Source organism: Clavibacter michiganensis (assembly GCF_021216655.1).
GTDB classification, from domain to species: domain Bacteria; phylum Actinomycetota; class Actinomycetes; order Actinomycetales; family Microbacteriaceae; genus Clavibacter; species Clavibacter michiganensis.
On record NZ_CP080437.1, the window covers coordinates 1,534,321 to 1,554,917 of the forward strand.

Sequence of the window (20,597 nt, forward strand, 5' to 3'; positions counted from 1 at the left end):
CGGTCGGGGGTCGCCGCTAGCGTCGCACCATGGCCGACACCGTCTCCCCCTCCCTCGCCCGCCGAGTGGCCCTGGGGGCGCAGGGGCTCGGCCGGCCTCATCCGGGAGCGGCCGGCACGCGGCGCCTGGCCGCGGAGATCCGGCGCCTCGGGTTGCTGCAGATCGACTCAGTCAACGTCTTCGAGCGCAGCCACCACCTGCCGATGCTCGCCCGCGTCGGGCCCTACGACCGGGCCGCGCTCGACCGGATGCTGTTCGGCGGCGGCGACGCGTACACCGAGTACTGGGCGCACCAGGCCGCCGTGCTGCCCGTCGACGACCTGCCGTTGTTCGCTTGGCGGATGGAGGCGGAGCGAGCCCGGCGGATGCGCCCCGGCTCGTGGGCGTCCGAGCACCTGCCGCTGATCGCCGAGGTCCGGGCCGAGCTCGCCCGCACCGGTCCGGTGCCCGCGAGCGCGATCGAGCACGAGTCCAACGTCCGCACGGGTCCGTGGTGGGGCTGGTCGGACGTGAAGCGCGCGCTCGAGGCGATGTTCGCGTGGGGCGAGATCGCGAGCGCCGGGCGCCGCGGGTTCGAGCGGGTCTACGGGCTCGCGGAGGACGTGCTGCCGAGCGTCGCCCTCGACCGCGAGGTGCCGGAGGAGGACGCCGTGCGGGAGCTCGTGCGCCGTGCCGCCGTCGCGCACGGCATCGGCACCGCCGCCGACCTGGGCGACTACCACCGCCTGTCCCGCGCCGCGACCGACCGCGCGCTCCGCGACCTCGCCGACGCGGGCGAGGTGCTGCCGGTCGCCGTGCCCGGCTGGGAGGGGCGCGGGAAGCCGCTGCCCGTGTGGCTGCACCGGGACGCGCGGCTGCCCCGGCGGATCCGCGGCGAGGCCCTGCTCTCCCCCTTCGACCCCGTCGTGTGGTTCCGCGAGCGCGCGCTCCGCCTCTTCGACCTGCACTACCGGATCGAGATCTACACGCCGGCCGCGCAGCGCGTGCACGGCTACTACGTGCTGCCGGTGCTGGTGGACGACGAGATCGTCGCGCGGGTGGACCTCAAGAGCGACCGGCAGGCGGGCGTGCTGCGCGTGCAGGCGTCATGGATCGAGGGGCGGCACGATCCCGCGGCCGTCGCGGAGCGCATCGCACCGCTGCTCGAGCGGGCCGCCGCGTGGCAGGGGCTGGAGCGCGTGGGCGTCGTCGACCGCGGCACGCTCGCGCCGGCGCTGCGAGCGCACCTTCCGGCGATCGCGGCCGGCGCCCTGGACGCTGCGGTGGATCCCGCCGGGTGAAGCGCGGCCGCTAGAACTGCACGCGCGGCGGCTCGGCGATGGACGCGAGGCTCGAGACCTCGTAGAAGTCCCGCTCGCCGAAGCCCAGCCCGCGCACGAAGAGCGTGTTCGGGAACTGCGTGATCTTGGTGTTCAGCTCGCGCACGCCGCCGTTGTAGAAGCGGCGCGACGCCTGGATCCGGTCCTCGGTGTCCACCAGCTCCCCCTGCAGCTGCAGGAACGTCTGGCTCGTCTGCAGCTGCGGGTACGCCTCGGCGACCGCGAACAGCGACTTCATCGCGCCCTGCAGGCGCTCCTCGGCCCTGCTCGCCTCCGCGGGGCTCGCGGCGCTGATCGTCTCGGTGCGCGCGGACGCCACCTTCTCGAACACCTTCTGCTCGTGGTTGGCGAAGCCCTTGACCGACTCGATGATGGTCGGCAGCAGGTCCGCGCGCCTCTTCAGCTGCACCGTGATGTCGCTCCACGCCTCGTCCACACGGACGTTGAGTGTGACGAGGGCGTTGTACGTGGCCCAGAGGTAGATGCCGACGAGAACTGCCAGGAGCACGACGACTCCGAGCGCGATCCACAATTCCATGCTCAGGATCCTACGCGCGGGCCCGGGGAGGACCCGGGGTACGCGGGGCCCGCGCACCCGTTCTGGGGGCGTCGTCCGGCGGCTGTGTCAGCGCGCTCGCGCAGGGTGTCGCGGAGGAAGCGGTAAGAGGAGCGGGGCGTGCGGTCGCCGGTGCGCGGATCCACGTGGACGAGGCCGCGCGGTGCCGCGCGCCCGGCCTCCCACTCGAACCCGTCGAGGAGGCTGCCGGCGACGACGGCCTCGATCCGCACGCCCTCGGCCTGCCCGCCCGGCGCGACCGCGGCGAGCGCCTGCACGAGGTGGTCGGAGATCGAGTGGGCGCGGCGCGGGTCCCGACGGGAGCCGTCGCGGTCGTCCACCTGCTCGGGGTGCGCGGCGTCGAGGCCCGAGAGCACGACCGGCGGCAGGGCGTCGCCGTAGCGCGCGCGGAGGTCGGCGAGCACGGCGGGCACGAGGTCGGGCGCGACGGGGTGGCCGTCGAGGGAGGAGGGGTGGTCGGCCCAGGGCAGCTCGGTGAACGGGATCGCGGTGGATCCGGCGACGAGGCGCGGCACGGCGGCGACGCGGATCGGGTCGGCGAGCGCGACGCCGTAGTGGTCGAGCGGCTGGCCGATGACGCGGAGGTCGGCCGGGTCAACGCGCCCGAGCCGCTCGAAGGCCTCGGCATGCGGACCGGTGAGGTCCGGGTAGCGGCCGAGGAGCACGGCGTCGGCGAAGAGGTCCTGGTGCAGGGCGCGCGCCACGAGGGCGGCGGCGCGGTCGTCGTCGTCCGCGGAGGCGGCCTCGACGATGCGATGGGCGTTCACGATGCCGACGCGGGCCGCGGAGCGCGAGCCGCGGATCGCCTCGACGGCGAGTCCGTGGGCGAGCAGCTGGTGGTGCACGGTGGGGAGCGCGTCGAGCCCGAGGCGGGATCCGGGCGCGTGCGTGCCGGTGACGTGGCCGCCCATCGTCGTGAGCGCAGGCGTCCGGAGCGTGACCCAGTCGGGCACGCGGTCCGCGAGCGCCTCCGCGGCGAGGTAGGCGAGGTCGCCGAAGCGGAGCGCGGTGTCGCGGTGGAGCCAGCCGCCGCGATCCTGCAGCTCGACGGGCAGGTCATGGTCGTGCAGGGCGGCGCGGGGGCGGATCCCCGCGGCCAGCAGCGCGTCGACCAGCTCGTCGTAGAACGCGATGCCCTCGCGGCGGAGGCCCCCGCGCGCCTCGGGCTGGATCCTCGACCAGGAGAGGGAGAAGGAGAGGACGTCGACGCCGAGCTCGGTCGCGAGCGCGACGTCCTCCCGGTACCTCTCCATGTGCCGGGCGCCGCGCTCCGGGTCGCTGCCGTCGGCCACCGCGCCGGGCCGTCGGGCGAACGCGTCCCACACGGACTCGGTTCGGCCGCCCTCGTGCGCGCGGCCCTCGACCTTGGTCGCGCTCGTGCTCACCCCGATGCGCGAGCCGCCCGCGAGGAGACCCGCCAGCTCGGTCGGCGTCGGGCGGTCGGGGGCGGTGTCACGAGGGGTCACCTGAGCCAGTATCGGGCACCGACGGCGCACACCCCGCGCACCGGTGCCGGGCACTCGGCGCACAGGTTCCCGTACCACTTCCGTCACGGTCGGTGCGTGCGGTTGACACGCCCGGATGCACCCGCCTGAATGGACGCACGGTGCAGCGATTGGCGAGGAACGAGGATCGTCCGTCCACGGGGGGTGGAGCGGGCGGTGTCCGTCGATCCCGGCAGCGGATCGTCCGCACGGCCTCGGTGCTCCTGCTGCTCGCGGCGCTCACCGCCGGCGGCACGGTCGCCGCCTCCGCCGCCACCGGCACCCCGCCCCCCACGCCGAGCCCGGTCCCGTCCGGCGCGCCGGCACCCGCCCCGACCGTGGAGACGCCGGCCTTCTCGACCGACGGCGCGATCGCGGTCACCGGCACCCGGCCCGCGGGCGCCGACGTGCAGGTCACCATCGCGAGCGTGCCCGCCGCCGTCGCGCTCCCGTCCTCCACCACCTGGCGCGCGACCGCGACCGGCGTCCCGGACGGGCAGAGCCAGGTGCGCGTCACCGCGGGAGGGCAGGAGGCCACCGCCACCGCGTCCGTCCTGCGCGCCCCCGGCGTCAACAGCTTCTCCGTCGTGACCACCGGCCTCGTCAGCGGCACCGGCTACCCGGGCGCCACCGTGGACGCGCGCTCGGGATCCGCCGTCTGCCGCGCCACCGTGGGCGCCTCGAGCACGTGGGCCTGCCTCCTCGCCCCGCCGCCGCCCTCCGGCACCGGCGTCCCGGTCACCGCGACGCAGACCACGCCGTGGAGCTCGGGCACGCCCGCCGTCGGACGCGGCACGGGCAGCTTCGACACGACGGCCCCCGGCGCCGCGGTCATCACGGCCCCCGCGGCGGGAGCGACGGTCGAGGGCACGGGGATCACGATCTCCGGCACCTCCGACGAGGACGGCACCCTGGTGCGCGCCTACCTGTCGGGCTACGGCGACGCCGCGTGCCAGGCGCAGGTCGCCGGCGGCCGCTGGTCGTGCACGACCGGAACGCTGCCGCCCGGGCCGCTCGGGATCACGGCGACGGTCACGGATCCGCTCGGCAACATCAGCACGCTGGCAGCCGAGGTCGACGTCACGGTCGCGACGCCCGCCTCCTCGCCCACCCCGGGCGCGACCACACCTCCCGCGAGCCCCACGCCCGAGGCCACCAGCTCGCCCGAGGGCACGCAGGCGGCTCCCGCGCCCGGATCCGGTTCCGGCGGCGGCGGCGGCGGCGCGACCGGCACCGCGCCCGGACCGGACGGTGCACCCGGATCCGGATCCGCGCCAGCTGCCGCCGCACCCGGCACCTGGAACGCGCCCACGCGCTTCGGGACGTCGCTCCAGCCGCTGCCCGCCGCGTTCACCGACGGCCGCGGCCTCCTCCCGCTCCTCCTCGCGCTCGGCGCCGTGCTGCTCGTCACCCTCCCCGCCCTCCTCCTCCGCGGGGCGCTCGTCGCGCGCTTCGGCGGCCGCCACCGCGCGGCGGAGGACGTGACGCCGCTGCGGATCGTGCCCCGCGGCGACGCCGGCGCCCTCACGACCCGGGCCGCGGCCGCCGCCTTCACGGACTCGGCCGCGACGACCGGCCAGCTGCGCATCGTGCCGGGCCGGCTCGACTCCGCGCCCATCCCCGTGCCCGCCCGCCGGGAGCCCGCGCCGACGCTCCTCGGAGCGCGACCCGCGCGCGAGCCCGGCCGCGCCGGTCGCTGGAGCGCCGCCGCGGCGGCCCTCGCCCTCGCCGCCGCGCTGGCCGCGCTCTCGCTGCCCGTGGGATCCGACCCCAACGCCGTCCGCCTCTTCCTCGCCGCCCTCGTGGGCCTCGCCGTCGTCAACGGCGTCGGCGTGGTCGCCGTCGCCGCGATGGCCGGACGCGTCGGCGCGGGACCCGCCCGCGTGCGCGCCGTGCCCGCCCTCCTCGTCCTGTCGGCGACCGCCGTGCTCGCGTCGCGGGCGTTCGGGCTGGCCCCGCCCATCGTCATCGGCCAGGTCCTCGGCCTCGTCGCCGACGACCGCGACGACCGGTCACGCGCCCGCCTCGCGCTCGTGCAGTCCGGGTCGCTCGCGACGCTCGGCCTCCTGGCATGGATCCTCTACGGCTTCGTCCCCGCGGACGGCGCCATGTGGCCGCAGCTGGCGAACGAGCTGCTCAGCGTGGTCACCCTCGCCTCGCTCAGCTCCGCCGCCCTCGCGCTCGCGCCCGTCTCCCTCGTGCTCGGCCGCTCGCTGCTGCTGCGCTCCCTGCCGCTCTGGGCCGTCGTCAGCGTCGCCGTGCTCACGCTCGCGTTCGCCGCGGTCGCCACGACCGCGAGCGGGGTGCCTGCCGAGGTCTGGATCACCGCCCTCGTCGTCGCCGGGGCGTTCGCCGCGGTGAGCGTCGCCGTGTGGCTCTGGATCCGCGTGGTCGAGCCCTCGCTCCAGCGCCTGTAGCACCCGTCCCCCGCCGCTGTCCGGCTCCCGCGCCGCGTCTGGTGCGGATCGTCGGCCGGGGCCACACTGGGTCCGTCGCCGGCTCCGGCGACCTCGACCCGGCCCGCGCGGCCCCGACGACAGGAGTCCTGCATGAGCACATCGAGCACGTCCCTCTGGGCGGCGCTCACGCGGCGGAAGCCCGTGGAGGCCATCGAGGCGGAGCCCGGCGCGGCGACCGAGGAAGGAGGCCTCACCCGCTCGCTCGGCCTCTGGCAGCTCACGGCGATCGGCGTCGGCGGGATCATCGGCACCGGCATCTTCACGCTCGCGGGCACGGTCGCGAACCAGACCGCCGGTCCCGCGGTCCTCATCTCGTTCCTCATCGCCGGCATCGCGAGCGCGGCGGCCGCCCTCTCCTACGCGGAGTTCGCGGGCATGATCCCCAAGGCCGGATCCGCGTACACGTACGGCTACGCGGCGCTCGGCGAGATCGTCGGCTGGTTCATCGGCTGGGACCTGCTGCTGGAGTACACCGCCATCGTCGGCGTGGTCGCCATCGGCGTCTCCGGCTACGCGGGCTTCCTCCTCGACCAGCTCGGCGTCGACCTCCCCGCCTGGATGCTCGGCGCCGCCGGCACGGGAGACGGCCACGTGGTCGACCTCTTCGCCGTGATCCTCTGCCTCGGCACCGCGTTCGTCCTCACGCGCGGCATGAAGAGCGTCGGCCGCTTCGAGCTCTACCTCGTGGGACTCAAGGTCACGCTGGTGCTCGTGATCGTCGTCATCGGCTTCACGCAGATCACCGGCGCGAACTACCAGCCGTACTTCCCGTTCGGCGCGGCCGGCGTCTTCACGGGCGCCGCCACCGTCTTCTTCGCGGTGTTCGGCTACGACGCGATGAGCACCGCGGCCGAGGAGTCGAAGGACGCGACCAAGCACATGCCGAAGGCGATCCTGCTGTCGCTCGCGATCGCGATGGTGCTCTACGTGCTCGCGACCATCGTCCTCACGGGCATGCAGAAGTACTCCGACATCAACCCGGAGAGCGGCTTCGCGACGGCGTTCGAGTCGGTGGGCCTGCCCGCCGTGGCGAACGTGGTGGCGGTCGGCGCGATCGTCAGCGTCGTCACCGTGATGCTCACGTTCATGCTCGGGGCGTCCCGCGTGTGGTTCTCGATGAGCCGCGACGGCCTGCTGCCGAAGTGGTTCGCGGTGACCGACCGGAAGCGCAACGTGCCCACGCGCGTCACGTGGATCATCGGCATCGGCTCGGCCCTGTTCGCGGGCTTCCTGCCCATCACCGTCGTGGCGGAGCTGACCAACATCGGGATCCTGCTGGCGTTCGTGGTGGTCTGCGCGGCCGTGATCGTGCTGCGCTACAAGCGACCGGAGATCCCGCGGGCGTTCCGGCTGCCGCTCATGCCCGTGGTGCCGATCATCGGCATCGGCTTCTCGCTGTGGCTCGTCTCGTCGCTGCCGTGGGAGACGTGGGTGCGGTTCGCGGTGTGGCTCGTCATCGGCCTCGTGATCTACCTCACCTACTCGCGGCGCAACTCGGTGCTCGCCGCGGACAGCCCGCGCAACCGGCGCTGACCGGCGGCCGTACGACGACAGGGGCGCCGCCCACCTCACGAGGTGGGCGGCGCCCCTGCTGCATGTCGCCTGCGGGCTAGTTCGCGCCGCTGGTGTTGATGCCGCCGTTGACGCCGTTGGGGTAGAACCCGCCCTTGGTCACGGCCTTGTTGTTCAGGTACACGATGTTGAGGACCTGGCCCGTGGTGCGGCTGAACGCGATGCCGTTCGCGTCGGTCGGCACGAGGTTCGCGCCGCCCGAGATCGTGATGCCCTGGTCGAGGTCCGTGGACCCGTCGAGGGAGTCGCGCGCGTTCGAGATCGCGTTGGTCGGGGCCGCGAGGCCCTTCGCGAACAGCGACGTGCGGATGATGCCCGCGTGGTACGCCTCGACCGCGAGGATGCCGGCGGCCGCCTCCAGGTACGTCTTGTTCGTGATGAGCGGGGCCGCGCCCTTGTAGGCGGTGACTCCGACGTCCTCGAACACGAACGAGGCGAGCAGGAAGTTCTCGTCGCTCGCGAACGCGTCGAACTTCTCGCCCGGCTTGATGAGGCCGGCAGCCGTGGCCGCCGCGGAGAACGCGTCGTCCAGGTTGATCGCGGGACGCGCGACCTTCGCCGAGCCGAGCGCGGAGCGCAGGAACTTGACGTGGGCCTTCTCGTCCTGCGCGATCTCGCGGGCGTACTCGCGGATGGCGCGGTCCTTGAACTGCACCTGGCGGCCGCCGGTCACGCCGCCGGCCGTGCCGACACCGGAGATGTCGTTCGGGACGAGGCCGTTGCCGGTGGAGGCACGCAGGTAGAACTCGGCCTCGAGGTACTCGAGGTTGAGCGCGAAGTTGAGGACGGCGAGGTCGGTCGCCTGGCCGGCGTCGGCCTCGGCCTGGGCGTCGGCCGCCTGGGCTCCGGTCGCGGGGATCAGGGCCGCGGCGCCGACGCCGAGTCCCGCGATGCCCGCGGCGCTGAAGAAGCAACGACGGTCGAGCGGCGACTGCGCGCTCCGGTCGATGGCCTGGGTGATGAACTTCTTGTCGAACATGGATGAGCTCCCTTGATCGGCGCGTCCGTATCCCAGATACCGAGCGCGTGGTGGTTCGAACGCTAAACGGGTGTTCGACATCCGGATAGGGGCGCGACGCACTGTTTCGCCGGATGTCACGAACCCTTCGGAACCCGGCTCTCCGCGGATTGGCCCGGGGACGCGCGGATCTCCGGGACGCGGATCAGGTCGGGATCACCTTGAAGAGCACCTTGCGCGTCACCATGAACCAGATCGCCGCCAGCACGAGGGTGTGGACCACTGCTCCCTGCCAGGGATTCGCCCTGTCGAGGAACGGCAGGCTGCCGACGATCAGGACGAAGAACACGTGGACGATGAAGACGTAGAGGCTCGCGGATCCGAGCGGCGTGTAGAACCAGCCGAACGCGCGATCCACGGGCTTCCACACCCGCGTGAGGAACGTGTACGCGACCACCAGCATCAGCCCGAGGTCGAGCAGGCGGCCCGGCTGGAGGAACGTGCGCTGGTACATCGACTCGTACAGCGACGAGTAGAGGCCGTCAGGCACGCCGGGCAGCTGCACGCCGAAGGTGTGGCCGGCCCAGAGCACCGCGAGCGCGCCCACGTAGGCGACCACGAGGATCGACACGAGGACGCGGCCGACACGACCCGTGAGGGCGCGCGTGAGCTGCTTCCGGTAGTACCCGATCACCATGCCGTTGAGGAACGCGACCTGCCACGTGAGCAGCGGGAAGACGTCCTCGAACATCGACGGCAGCACGCGGATGTCGAACTGCGCGTTGAGCACGTACCCGGTCCAGCTGACGATGAGCACGACCCACCACATGCGGCGGCGGAGCAGCCACACGACCGCGGGGACGAGGAGCGTCAGCACCACGAACAGGCCCATGATGTTGAACACCCACGGGCCCATGCGGAGCAGCAGCAGGTCGCGGATCGCGTACCAGGGCGGCGGGTAGTCGAGCAGGCGCGCGCCGTTCGGGTAGAGGTCGTAGACCTGGCCGGTGGTGACCTTGCCGTCGGCGCCCGTGCCGCGGTCGGTGAACGTGGTGATCACGTCGGTGTTCAGGAACGGCACGAAGGTGAGGGCGAAGACGATGACGACCACGGCGATCGCCACGATGTACTGCTTGAAGGCGCGCCGGAGGATGGAGACGAGGGCCTTCATCTCGCCGAACTTCTTGACCGCCAGCGGGTAGACCATGCCGAGCACGAGGCCGGAGAGCAGCACGAACATCTCGGCGCCCGTGATGGCGCCAATGGCGTTGATGGTCACGTACGAATACGGGCTCGCCACCTCGATGTGGGTGATGACCACGGCGACGATGGTCCAGCCGCGGAACAGGTCGAGGCGGCGGTCGCGGGGCGAGTTCTCGTCCGGGTAGCGCCAGCCGGGCTTCAGCCGCCCGATGGGTCCGGAGATCGCGAACAGCAGGAGCAGCACGACCGCGCAGAGCACGATCCAGCCCATCTGCTCGTCCTCGGGGGATCCCGGGTCGCGGTACTGCGCGGTCGCGACGTTGGCGCGCTCCTGGTCGAAGACCTGCGTGACGGCGCCGAGGGTCGCGGTCGCCGGATCCAGGTGCGCGAGCAGGGCGGACGCGACGGCAGGATCCCCCGTGGCGCGCCAGTCGATGACGGCGCCGTCGGCCTCCGCCTCCGTGCGCTGGACCTCGCGCCACACCACCATGCCGATGCCGGGGTGCGCGGCCCGGATGTCGGCGGAGAGCACCTGGTCCCACCACGCGCTCTTGATGTCGATCTCGGAGGCCCCGTCGGTGCGGGCCGGGTCGTAGAGGGCGCCCGTCTCGATGACGGCCGGCTTGCCGGTGCCCTCGATCCACTCGGCCGCGAAGTCGCGCCCGGCGCCGCCCTGGTCGGCGTACCCGTACTCCCCGGCCAGCTCGCGGGCGAACTTGCCCTCCTCGGGCACCACGTTCTTCCCGAACTCCTGCTGCGGGATCACCTCGCTGCCCAGGTAGTCCCGCGTGGGCTGCCCGATGGTGAAGTCCTGCTCGGCGCCGAAGTGCGACGCGGACAGGCCCACCCAGTCGACGGCGTCGTCGCCCGGGTAGTACGGCCGGTAGGCGTCGTCGTCCACGTCGACGCGGCCGTTGCCGTCGGTGTCGAGCTCCGCGATGGACCGCGTGCCGGACGCGGCCGTGAGCCCGTCCGCGGATCCGAACGGGTAGCCGGCCGCGTACGCGGGCGACCACACGGTGACGGCGCCGGCGTCGGACGCGTGGACGGCATCCGCGACCTGGCGGAACGCGGTGACGTACGCGGTGGGCTGCTGGCCCCAGGGGGTCCACGAGCCGTTCATCTCGGGGGCGAACCGCACGAGCGCGCGGGAGTCGTAGCGCTCGCGCAGCGCCTCGAGCCGGCCGGTCAGCGCGGTCGCGTCCGCCGCCGTCAGCTCGGCGAGCGGCTTCGTCGGCTCGAGCGTGAGGAAGAGGAGCGATCCCTGCTGCGCGGCCTGCTGCGCGAACTGGTCGAGGTAGGTGACGTCGTCGGATCCGAGCGGGTAGCGCACCGACTGGCCGAGCACCGCGGGGACCGCCCCCAGGCGGTCGGCGTAGCTCTGCGCGTCGTCGGCGGTCCAGTCGATGATGCCGCCGAACCAGGGCGCGGCGGGTGCGCGGGTGAGGTCGACCTCGTCCGCGGGTGCCGCGGGCGCGGCCGCCCGGGGCGCGGAGGCCTGCGGCGCGGCCGGCACGGCGAGCGCCGCCGTCGCCGGGACGACCGCGATGGCGAGCGCCACCATGGCCGCGGCCCAGCCGCCGATCCGTCCCCGCGTGCGCCCGCCCCCGCGCGCCCGCATCCCCCCGCCGCGCATCAGCCGCGAAGCCTGACCAGCCGCCAGCGGTTGCTGCCGTCGGTGCGCTCGTAGGTGAGGTCGTCGAGGACCGCCTGCGCGAGCGCCAGCCCGCGGCCGCTCTCGCTGAGGTCGTCGGGCATGGACACGCGCGTGAGGTCGACGACGGCGGGCTGGCCGTCGTCCTCGAACAGCGCGACGATGCGGTCGTGCTGGCAGATCACGGTCATGGTGAACGTCACGGGATACCCCGCGCGCTCCCCCACCGCGACGCCGTGCTCGACCACGTTGCCGGCGATCTCCACCACGGCCGTCTCGAACAGCATCCGCTCGGTGTCGCTCACGTCGAACGCCTGGTCCCACACGGCGGCGATCACGGCGTGCACCGCGGCGAGGCTCTCCTCCACCGCGGGCAGCGTGACGTTGGCCCGCACCGGCGGCGCGTGGTGCGTCATGCCCTCATCGGTCACGGAACACGCCCTCGGGCGACTCGTGCACCGTGAGCACGCGGTTGAGGTTCGTGAGCTCCAGCACCGCCTTCACCTGCGCGTTGGGGCGCGCGAGCCGGAGATCGCCGCCGGCCTGGCGGGCGCGCTTGAGGCCTGAGACGAGGGCGCCGAGGCCGGAGGAGTCCATGAAGTCGGTGCTGCCGAGGTCCACCACGACGAAGGGGCGTCCGCCGTCGATGACCTCGGTCACGACGGTGGTGAGCTGCCGGGCGGAGACCATGTTGAGGCGGCCGGTCGGCGTGACGACGCTCACATGCGTGCCCTGCTCGTTGACTGCGATGTCGATCATGCGTCCTCCTTGGCCGGCGTGAAGCCCCGGTAGCGGGCCGCACGGATGATGATGCTGAAGATCGCCAGGTCGAAGACGACCCAGGCGAGGTTGGTGAACGTGCCGAGCGGCGTCGCCTGCCCGACAGACAGGCGCAGGATGCCGATCGCGGAGGCGACGACGAGCGCGCCCATCACGTAGAGCTGCGGCTTCACGAGGTCGTACCGCGGCTTCCCGCTCGCGGCGCGGACCTTGGGGGTGACCGCGAAGTCGAGGGGCTTGCGGAAGAACACGTTGGCGACGGCGGTGGTGACCGAGGAGATCCACACCGGGAACAGCGCGAGCGAGTACTGCTGGCCGCGCCAGGTGCGCTTGCCGCGGCCGACCACCGCGAACAGGAGCTGGTTGACGAGGAGGAACGGGATCAGCCGGATGAAGAAGTCCGTCGAGATCGCCTGCACCGGCAGCACGCCGAAGACGAGGTAGATGATCGGCGCGGCCACGTAGACGACCGCCGTGAAGCCGGAGAAGTAGCTCCACATCGTGGCGAAGTACATGAGCCGCTGCGGGATGGAGAGCGCCTTCTGCAGCAGCGGGTTCTCGCGGAAGAACACCTGGATCGTGCCCTGCGCCCAGCGGAGCCGCTGGGTGAGCATGGTCGGCAGGTCCTCCGGCGCCAGCCCGTAGGCGAGGACCTCGTCGTGGTACGCCGACTTCCAGCCGAGCCCGTGCAGGCGCATGCAGGTGGCCATGTCCTCGGTCACGGAGATGGTGGCCAGCGGCATGATCGACTGCGCGTCGTCGTCGCGGTGCACGTCGATGTCGCGGACGATCGCGCGCACGGCGTCGAGCGCGCCGAGCGGCGACCAGTCGCGCTGCGCGAGGCGCGTCATGGCGCTCTCGTCGACGAGCGAGACCGCGTCGCGCTCGGCGGAGTGGCGGCCGGCGAGCGCAGCGATCTCGGCGAGGTCGGCGTTCAGCGCGGCCATGTCGTCCTGCACCATGCGCGCGGCGATGGAGTCGACGCGCTTCTGGAAGCGGTAGGTCACGTCGGCGAGCGCCTGGCCGCGGCGCAGCTCGGCGCGGGCGCGGCGCACGTCGTAGGCGACGTCGTCGAGCGCCTTCCGCAGCTCCAGCTGGTCGGGCTCGAGCTCCTCGCGGGCCTTGTCGATGACATCGCCCGCCGTGCGCAGCGCGCGGAAGACGCTGATCTCGATGTCCGTCACGTAGCGCGAGACGCCGAGGAGCATGAGGGCCTCGCGGCGGAGGATGGCGTTGGAGCCGCAGAAGAACGCCGCGTTCCAGCCGTCCTTGCCCTGCTGGATGGGGCCGTAGAACAGCGGCGCCTGGCTGCCGAGCGGATCCGCGTCCGGCACGTTCACGAACACCTGCGGCGTCTGCACGAGCGCCATGCGCCGGTCGTCGAAGTAGCCGAGGGTCTTGTCGAGGATCTCGGGCTCCGGCACCTGGTCGGCGTCGAGGATGAGCATGAACTCGCCCTCGGTCGTGAGCAGCGCGTTGTTGAGGTTGCCGGCCTTGGCGTGGCGGGCGCGGCCCGACCAGTCGGCCGAGCGGGTGATCCAGCCGATGCCCTCCGCCTCCGCCAGGTCGCGGAGCTCCGTGCGGTTGCCGTCGTCGAGCACCCACGTCTTGTGCGGGTAGGTGATGCGCTGGGCGGCGCGGGCCGTCTCCATCACGAGGTCGAGCGGCTCGTTGTACGTCGCGATGAACACGTCGACCGTGAGCCCCGGCTGCGGCGCGGGCGGCTTGGGCCGGTCGCGGGCGCGCCACATCGTGAGCCCGAAGAGCAGCGAGTCGATGAGGCTGTACGTCTCCGCGAGCACGAGCGGGATCGCGATCCAGAGCGCCTCGGTGTTCACCGAGAAGAGCAGCCGCCAGATGATGTAGTTCAGGCCGAGGATCGCCGTCACCACGGCGAGGAGGCGGATGAACGCGAACCGCAGCGGCGACCTCCCCGTGGTCGGTGCGCGGTGCGTCGAGCGGCTCACGCGCGGCTCACGGCGAGGACGGTCACGTCGTCGAGGGGCGTGCCGGCGCTGGCGAGGATGCGGACCCGTTCGACGAGCGCGTGCACCCCGCCGGCCTCGGTGACCAGGCGGCCGACGGACGCGAACGCGGGGGCGCTGCCGCCGAACATGTCGAACAGGCCGTCGCTGAAGGTCACGAAGGTGTCGCCGTGCGCGAGCACCACGTGGCGCTCCTCCCAGCGGTGGTCGGGGTCGATGCCGACGGGCAGGTCGCTCGTGTCGAGGTGCGTGACGCTGCCGTCGCGGTGGACGACGATCGTCAGCCCGTGCCCCGCGTCGGCGTAGCGCAGGAGGCCGGATGCCTGGTCGAGGTGCCCGTGCTGCAGCGTGACGAAGGATCCCGTGCGGTCGAGGTCGGCGGCGAGCGAGCGCGCCGCGTCGGTGACCATGAGGCCCGTGTCCTCGAGGACGCCCGCGCCGTAGCGGTCGGCGGTGCTCGCGATGCCGCGGAGCACGGCGCGCACCGTGGCGGTGAGGATCGCGGCGCCGGTGCCCTTCCCCATCACGTCGGCGAGGGAGAAGCGGAGTCCGGACCCGGTGCGCTCGAAGTCGTAGAAGTCGCCGCCCACGACCTGCGCGGGCACGCACACGGCGGCGATGTCGTAGCCGGGGATCTCGACCTCGGCTGCCGGCAGCAGCGCCATCTGCACCGCCTGGGCGCGCTCCATCTCCGCGTTCGCGACGAGCTCGCGCTGCGCCCACTCGGCGAGCTCGGCGAAGAGCGCGAGCTGGCCGGCGTCGAGACCGCGCGGCTCGACGTCGTAGAGGCAGAACGTGCCGATGACGAGGCCCTCGGGATCCCGCAGCGGGTGCCCCGCGTAGAAGCGGATGTGCGGCTCGCCCGCGACGGTGGGCAGGTGCCGGAAGACGGGGTGGTCCCGCGCGTCCTCGACGACGAGGATCCGCTCCTCGCGCACGGTGGTGTCGCAGAAGACGCTGCTGATCGGCGTCTCCGAGAGCTCGGCGCCGGCGCACGACGCGAACCACATGCGGTCGTGGTCGGCGAGGCCGATGGTCGAGAGGGGCACGCCGAACGCCGTGCGAGCCAGGCGCGTGACCCGGTCGAAGCGCTCCTCGGACGGGCCGTCGAGCAGCCCCAGGGCCTCGACGGCACGCTGCGACGCGGTCGCCCGCGCGTCCTCGATCAGACTCATCCCCGCCCCCTCGCCGATGTGGGCCCCCGCCCACGGCACCCGGGATCGCCGGGTGCGCTCAGCTTACGTGCCCGGATCCATAGGGGACGTACTAAGTAGCGCTACGCGGATGACCTCGGTGGTCGTCCCAGTGGTCGCGGAGGGGCTGATAGCTTCGGCAGCGGACCGGGGGGATCGCATGGCATCAGCACGGCGACCGGAGCTGCCCTACCTCGACGGCATGCGGGGCGCCGCCGCCCTCGCCGTCGTGGCGTTCCACGCGTTCCTCTACACCGGGCTCAGCGGTCAGGCCTGGCGGGATCTGCCGCTCCTCGGCTGGATCACCGGGTACGGCTACCTCGGCGTGCCCGTCTTCATCGTCCTGTCCGGCTACGTGCTGATGCTCCCCGTCGCCGGCCGCCCGGGGCTCGACCTCCGGCACGGCACGGCGACCTTCCTCCGGCGCCGGGCCCGGCGGATCCTCCCGCCCTACTTCGCGGCCCTCGCGCTCAGCCTGCTGATGGCGCTCGCGATCCCCGTGATGCGCGACGGCGCCGGCACCGCCTGGGAGAGCGCGGCGCCCGCCACCCCCGCCGGCATCGCCTCCCACGTCCTCCTGCTCCAGGACCTCTCCCCCGCGTGGGTCAGCCAGGTGAACGCGCCGCTGTGGAGCGTGGCCGTCGAGTGGCAGATCTACTTCATCATGCCGCTGATGCTTCTGCCGCTCTGGCGGCGGTGGGGCGGGCTGCCCGTCGTCGCCGTCGCCACTGTCGTCATGACCGGCGCGTCCCTCGCCGGCTTCGCCCCGTGGGCGTGCCCGTGGCTGCTGGGCCTCTTCGCCGCCGGGATGCTCGCCGCCGAGCTCACGGTCGGGGCTCGCCCGCGCTGGGCGTCCGACCGGCTGCTGCTCGCGGTGGCCGTGGGCGCCGCGGCCGTGCTGCTCCTCGGGATCACGGTCCTCCAGGGAAGCGTGTGGGCCGCGGAGCTCGTCGCCGGCGCGGGCTTCGCGTCGCTCCTCGCGTGGGCCGGCGGGCGCACGATGGCCGGATCCCGACCCCGCGCGCTCGGCGCCTTCGTCACCCGTCCGGCGCAGCGGCTCGGGCTCGTCTCCTACAGCGTGTACCTCGTGCACAGCCCGTTCCTGGCGCTCGGCAACCTCCTGCTGCTGCCGCTCGGGCTGCCCACGGGCGCGCACGCCGCGCTGATGCTCCTGGTCGTCGCGCCGCTCGCGGTCGCGGCCGGCTTCGGCTTCTTCCACCTCGTGGAGCGCCACTTCCTGAACACGCGCCAGGTGCACGTGACGGAGACGGCGGATCCCGGTGCGGCGCCCGTCGCGCCCCGGCCGGCGGCCTGAGCAGCTCGATCGGTCCGCTGAGAAGGTGCCCCCGCAGGGACTCGAACCCTGACCTGTAGCGATTTTAAGTCGCCCGTCTCTGCCAATTGGACTACGGGGGCGGCGCGCCTCGGCGCTCCCGACAGCCTACGGTCGCGGCGCAAATCCGCGGTGCCCGGGCATGACGACGGCCCGCGCGCTGCTGCGTGCGGGCCGTCGAGAGTGGTGCGGGTGGATCAGGCCGAGGGCTTCTCGTCCGCGTTCTCCGCGCCGGGCGACGAGCTGTAGCTGCCCGCGAGCGCCGGGGACTTCTCGCCCTCGGTGGGCGCGTCGGCCTTGTCGTCGGCGGCCTTCTTGGCGGGCGCCTCCTCCTTCTTCACGGGAGCGGCCGGCGCGGCGTCCGCGGCGGGACGCGGGCGCGACGCGAACGTCTCGAACGCGGTGCGCGGGGTCTCGCGCGCCTCGAGCGAGACGATGTCGCGGCCCCAGACCAGATTGTTCACCCAGCCGGTGACGACGCGCGCCTTGCGCTCGAAGGACGGGATCGCGAGTCCGTGGTAGCCGCGGTGCATGACCCACGCGGGGAAGCCGGTGATGCCGAGCTTCCCGGACTGGAACGCGCCCTGGTACAGGCCCAGGCCCGCGACGGCGCCGAGGTTCTTGTGGAAGTAGTCGGTGATCCCCTCGCCGCGGAGGCTCGCGGTGAGGTTCTTCGCCATGAGCTTGCCCTGGCGCACGGCGTGCTGCGCGTTGGGCACGCAGAAGCCGCCGACGCCGCCGCCCGTGAGGTCGGGGGTGGCCGCCACGTCGCCGGCGCCCCAGGCGTCCGCGACGATGCCGTCGTCGCCCTCGACACGACCGTCGGCGCGCACGCGCAGGCGCCCGCGCTCCTCGATCGGGAGGTCGGTGTTCTTGAGCATCGGGCTGGCCATGACGCCCGCGGTCCAGACGATGACGTCGGACTCGAACGACTCGCCCGTCGACAGCTCGACGACGCCGCCGACGGCCGACTTGAGCTGCGTGTCCAGGTGCACGAGCGCGCCGCGTTCGGCGAGGTTCTTCAGCACCCAGTGGCTGGTCTCGAGCGACACCTCGGGCATGATGCGGCCCATCGCCTCGATGAGGTGGAAGTGCGTGTCCTCGAAGTCGATCTCGGGGTACTTCTTCACGAGGTCGGTCGCGATGCTGCGCATCTCGGCGAAGACCTCGATGCCCGCGAAGCCGCCGCCGACCACCACGAAGGTGAGGAGGCGCTCGCGCTCGGGGCCGGCGGGCAGCGTGGCCGCGCGGTCGAAGTTGGCGAAGATGCGGTCGCGGATGGCGACGGCCTCCTCGATCGTCTTCAGGCCGATGGCCTCGTCCGCGACGCCCGGGATCGGGAACGTGCGCGAGACGCTGCCCGCGGTGACGACGATGATGTCGTACGCGAACTCGTAGGGCTCGCCCACGGGCGGCGTGATGGTCGCGGTCTTCGACGCGTGGTCGATGCCGGTGACCTTCGCCGTGACGACGTTGGTGGTGCGGAGGTGGCGGCGCTGCGAGACGACCGCGTGGCGGGGCTCGATGGATCCGGAGACCACCTCGGGCAGGAACGGCTGGTACGTCATGTACGGCAGCGGGTCGACCATGGTGACCTCGGCCTCGCCGGATCGGAGGTGCGACTCGAGCTTCCATGCCGTGTAGAAACCGGCGTAGCCGCCGCCGACGATCAGGATTTTGGGCACGATGGATGACTCCCTGCAGGTTGTGGTCGAAATCAGGCTACCCCTTCCGGAGCAGCCGCCTGAAATGCCGCGATGCGACGACGGCCATGGCCGCCGCGAGCGCCGCGAAGACGGAGAGGACGAGGGCGGGGATCCCCACGTCGCGGAGCGTGCCGACGGTCGGCAGCGCACCGGCCGCTGGGTCGGCGGTGGGGCCGTCGGCGGGCACCGCGGGCGCGGGGTCCGGGGTGGCGGACGCGGCCGGATCCGGCGTCGCGGCGGGCGCGCGGCGGTACAGGCGCACCCACTCCTCCAGGTCGCCCAGCGGCTTCCCGCTCACGGGCGCGACGTCGGCCGTCACGGCGGCCGCCGCGTCGACGAGCCCGCGGCCGTAGATCTCCGGCTGGCCCTTCTGCCGGGCCGTGGCGAGCACGCGCTCCACGACGTCGTCGGCCTTGAGCTCCGGATGCGCGGCCCGCACGAGCGCGACGACGCCCGAGACGAGGGGCGCCGCGCCGCTCGTGCCGCTCCACTGCACGTACCGGCCGCCGGGCTCGACGCCGACCAGCTGCTCGCTGGGCGCGGCCACCGCGATGGTGATGCCCTGCGACGACGCGTCGAAGCTCGCGGCGCCCGAGCGGTCGACGCCCGCGACCGCGAGCACGCCCGGGATGGTGGCGGGCGCGCCCACCTCGGTGGTGCCGCTCCCCCGGTTGCCGGCAGCCGCGACGACCACGACGTCGTGCTCGTAGGCGTAGAGGAACGCGCGGTCCCAGCTCTCCGGCCAGTCGAGCGAGTTGCGGGTGAGGGACATGTTGATGACGCTCGCGCCGTTGTCGACGGCCCAGCGGACGGCGTCGGCGATCTGCGCGTCCTCGTCGCGCGCGCCGGGGGTCGGGCCGCCGAGCGCGACCGAGACGCTGAGGACGCTCGCGGCCGGGGCGACGCCGATCACGCCGGATCCGGTGCCGGTGCCGCGGCCGGCGAGGAGCGACGCGACCATCGTGCCGTGCTCGCTCGAGGCGCCGACGGGCTTCGTGCCGTCCGCGGATCCGACGCCCGAGACGTCGGTGCCGCCGGCGACCGCGCCGCGCAGGTCGGCGACGGATGCGTCGACGCCCGTGTCGATGACGGCGACCTTCACGCCCTCGCCGCGGGTGGTCTGCCACGCCTGCTCGATGCCGTAGTCGGCGAGCCAGTACTCGCGCTCGCGGACGGGATCCGCCTGGGCGGGCGTCGCCGCCGCGAGCGCGGTGGCGAGGGCGATGATCCCGACCGCGGCCGCCCGCACGAGGCGGCGCCCGGGCCGGGTCGACGCGCGCGCACCTGGCGCGGGCATCATGCCGCGTCGGGGTCGGCGCACTCGCAGACGTCGGGCGACCACGAGGCCCGGGCCAGCGCGATGTCGCCGATGGGGTTCACGCCCGGACCCGCGGCGAGCGCGTGGCCCGCGAGGGCGTGCAGGCACTTGACGCGCACGGGCATGCCGCCCGCGGAGACGCCCGCGAGCTCGGGCACCACGAGGATCGACTCGCGGTCGGCGAGGTAGGACGCGTGGGCGGCCGCGTACGCGTCGCGCATCGCCTCGTCCTCCGCGAGGTCGTCCTGCAGCTCGGCCATCACGTGCTCGGCCTCGAGGTGCGAGATGGCGGCGGTGGCCGCGGGGTGGCACAGGTAGTACAGCGTCGGGAACGGCGTGCCGTCGGTGAGGCGCGGGGCGGTGCTCACGACGGTGGGGTTGCCGCAGACGCAGCGGGCGGCGATGCCGACCACGTCGCGCGCCGGGCGGCCGAGCTGGGCGGTGACGACGCGCACGTCGCGCTCGGAGGGCGGGTCGAAGGGGGGTCGGGTCACTGGTCGCCTCCCTGGACGGATCCCTGGAGCTGGTCGGGCGGGGTGTCGCTGAGGGCGCTCGTGAGCGCGGATCCGAGCAGGGCCTGCACCCAGTCCTGCTTCGTCTCCTGGAGGTCGGCGCTGATGGGCGCGCCGTCGGGCGTGGTGGTGGCGGCGTCGCCTGTCGCGGCGGGCAGCCCGCGGACGAGGTAGCTCGTCTCGCCGGGCATCACGTAGAAGAGGCGGTCGCGCACCTGCGCCTTGAGGAAGGCCGGGTCGTCGTAGCGGGCGCGCTGGTCCTGGAGCTGGGCGATGGTGCCCTTCTGGGCGTCCACCGCGCTCTGCAGGCTGCTGAGCTGCTGCCGCTGCTCGAGGTAGATGCGGAGGCCCGGGGCGAGCACCACGACCGTGAGGACGAGCAGCACGAGCACCATCACGGAGAAGCCGGAGAAGCGCATGCTGCGGAGCCAGTTGCCCGCGGGCGCGTCGCCGTCGGGCAGCGCCACGGGGACGCGCTCGGTGCGCGGACGCGGAGCGCGGCGGGCGCGGAGGGTGTCGAGGCCGGGGAAGCGGGCCATCGGTC

16 protein-coding genes and 1 tRNA gene are annotated in these 20,597 nt (G+C 73.3%); 4 read left to right on the forward strand and 13 right to left on the reverse strand.

The features are described 5' to 3' along the window. Positions 1–29: 29 nt before the first annotated feature. Positions 30–1,280, forward strand: coding sequence for a winged helix-turn-helix domain-containing protein (locus tag K0V08_RS07080; protein WP_079534399.1), 1,251 nt, complete (start codon positions 30–32; stop codon positions 1,278–1,280). Between the two features lie 10 nt (positions 1,281–1,290). Here the strand turns inward: K0V08_RS07080 and K0V08_RS07085 are convergent, their stop codons facing one another. Both K0V08_RS07085 and K0V08_RS07090 read right to left on the reverse strand, forming a co-directional pair. After that, entirely contained in the window at positions 1,291–1,857 is a 567-nt protein-coding gene (locus K0V08_RS07085; protein WP_079534398.1) for a LemA family protein, read from the reverse strand. 2 nt (positions 1,858–1,859) lie between these two features. Further along, complete coding sequence (locus K0V08_RS07090; RefSeq protein ID WP_012038939.1) at positions 1,860–3,362, reverse strand: glycoside hydrolase family 1 protein; 1,503 nt, start codon at positions 3,360–3,362, stop codon at positions 1,860–1,862. A gap of 236 nt (positions 3,363–3,598) precedes the next feature. Between K0V08_RS07090 and K0V08_RS07095 the strand changes: the two genes are divergently transcribed. Together K0V08_RS07095 and K0V08_RS07100 are read left to right on the forward strand one after the other, a co-directional pair. Further along, a complete protein-coding gene (locus K0V08_RS07095; RefSeq protein ID WP_231689062.1) occupies positions 3,599–5,797 on the forward strand; it encodes a hypothetical protein in 2,199 nt (732 codons plus the stop codon). A 132-nt stretch (positions 5,798–5,929) separates the two neighbouring features. Continuing rightward, positions 5,930–7,372 carry an amino acid permease gene (locus K0V08_RS07100; protein WP_012038941.1) on the forward strand — a complete coding sequence of 481 codons (1,443 nt, stop codon included), beginning with the start codon at positions 5,930–5,932 and terminating at the stop codon, positions 7,370–7,372. A gap of 76 nt (positions 7,373–7,448) precedes the next feature. On the opposite strand, the gene K0V08_RS07105 is transcribed toward K0V08_RS07100, so the two are convergent. The 6 genes from K0V08_RS07105 to K0V08_RS07130 form a co-directional block, all read right to left on the reverse strand. Continuing rightward, positions 7,449–8,390 (reverse strand): ferritin-like domain-containing protein, encoded by a 942-nt coding sequence (locus K0V08_RS07105; protein WP_079534396.1) that lies wholly within the window; start codon positions 8,388–8,390, stop codon positions 7,449–7,451. 184 nt (positions 8,391–8,574) lie between these two features. Then, positions 8,575–11,208 (reverse strand): OpgC domain-containing protein, encoded by a 2,634-nt coding sequence (opgC, locus tag K0V08_RS07110; RefSeq protein ID WP_232265386.1) that lies wholly within the window; start codon positions 11,206–11,208, stop codon positions 8,575–8,577. Continuing rightward, entirely contained in the window at positions 11,208–11,657 is a 450-nt protein-coding gene (locus tag K0V08_RS07115; RefSeq protein WP_227324618.1) for an ATP-binding protein, read from the reverse strand. The genes opgC and K0V08_RS07115 overlap by 1 nt, the downstream gene beginning before the upstream one ends. Beyond that, positions 11,647–11,985, reverse strand: coding sequence for an STAS domain-containing protein (locus K0V08_RS07120; protein ID WP_012038945.1), 339 nt, complete (start codon positions 11,983–11,985; stop codon positions 11,647–11,649). Before K0V08_RS07120 ends, K0V08_RS07115 begins: the two co-directional genes overlap by 11 nt. Next, positions 11,982–13,973: a glycosyltransferase family 2 protein gene (locus K0V08_RS07125; RefSeq protein WP_079534390.1), complete on the reverse strand. Its 1,992-nt coding sequence runs from the start codon at positions 13,971–13,973 to the stop codon at positions 11,982–11,984. The genes K0V08_RS07120 and K0V08_RS07125 overlap by 4 nt, the downstream gene beginning before the upstream one ends. After that, positions 13,970–15,166: a PP2C family protein-serine/threonine phosphatase gene (locus tag K0V08_RS07130; RefSeq protein WP_079534388.1), complete on the reverse strand. Its 1,197-nt coding sequence runs from the start codon at positions 15,164–15,166 to the stop codon at positions 13,970–13,972. The genes K0V08_RS07125 and K0V08_RS07130 overlap by 4 nt, the downstream gene beginning before the upstream one ends. Before the next feature lie 178 nt (positions 15,167–15,344). Between K0V08_RS07130 and K0V08_RS07135 the strand changes: the two genes are divergently transcribed. Then, entirely contained in the window at positions 15,345–16,499 is a 1,155-nt protein-coding gene (locus K0V08_RS07135) for an acyltransferase family protein (protein ID WP_012038948.1), read from the forward strand. A 26-nt stretch (positions 16,500–16,525) separates the two neighbouring features. Here K0V08_RS07135 and K0V08_RS07140 read toward each other — a convergent pair. From K0V08_RS07140 to K0V08_RS07160, 5 genes are all read right to left on the reverse strand, one after another. Next, positions 16,526–16,600 (reverse strand) — tRNA-Leu (locus K0V08_RS07140). A gap of 114 nt (positions 16,601–16,714) precedes the next feature. Beyond that, on the reverse strand, positions 16,715–18,202 hold the full coding sequence (locus K0V08_RS07145) for an NAD(P)/FAD-dependent oxidoreductase (RefSeq protein ID WP_079534386.1): 1,488 nt from the start codon (positions 18,200–18,202) through the stop codon (positions 16,715–16,717). Between the two features lie 37 nt (positions 18,203–18,239). Beyond that, a complete protein-coding gene (locus K0V08_RS07150; RefSeq protein WP_012038950.1) occupies positions 18,240–19,523 on the reverse strand; it encodes a S8 family peptidase in 1,284 nt (427 codons plus the stop codon). Then, positions 19,520–20,035, reverse strand: a complete 516-nt coding sequence (locus K0V08_RS07155; protein WP_012038951.1) for a DUF501 domain-containing protein — start codon at positions 20,033–20,035, stop codon at positions 19,520–19,522. Before K0V08_RS07155 ends, K0V08_RS07150 begins: the two co-directional genes overlap by 4 nt. Beyond that, the gene (locus K0V08_RS07160) at positions 20,032–20,592 is read right to left on the reverse strand and encodes an FtsB family cell division protein (protein WP_043588659.1); all 561 of its coding nucleotides are present in this window, start codon (positions 20,590–20,592) and stop codon (positions 20,032–20,034) included. The genes K0V08_RS07155 and K0V08_RS07160 overlap by 4 nt, the downstream gene beginning before the upstream one ends. Positions 20,593–20,597: the final 5 nt, after the last annotated feature.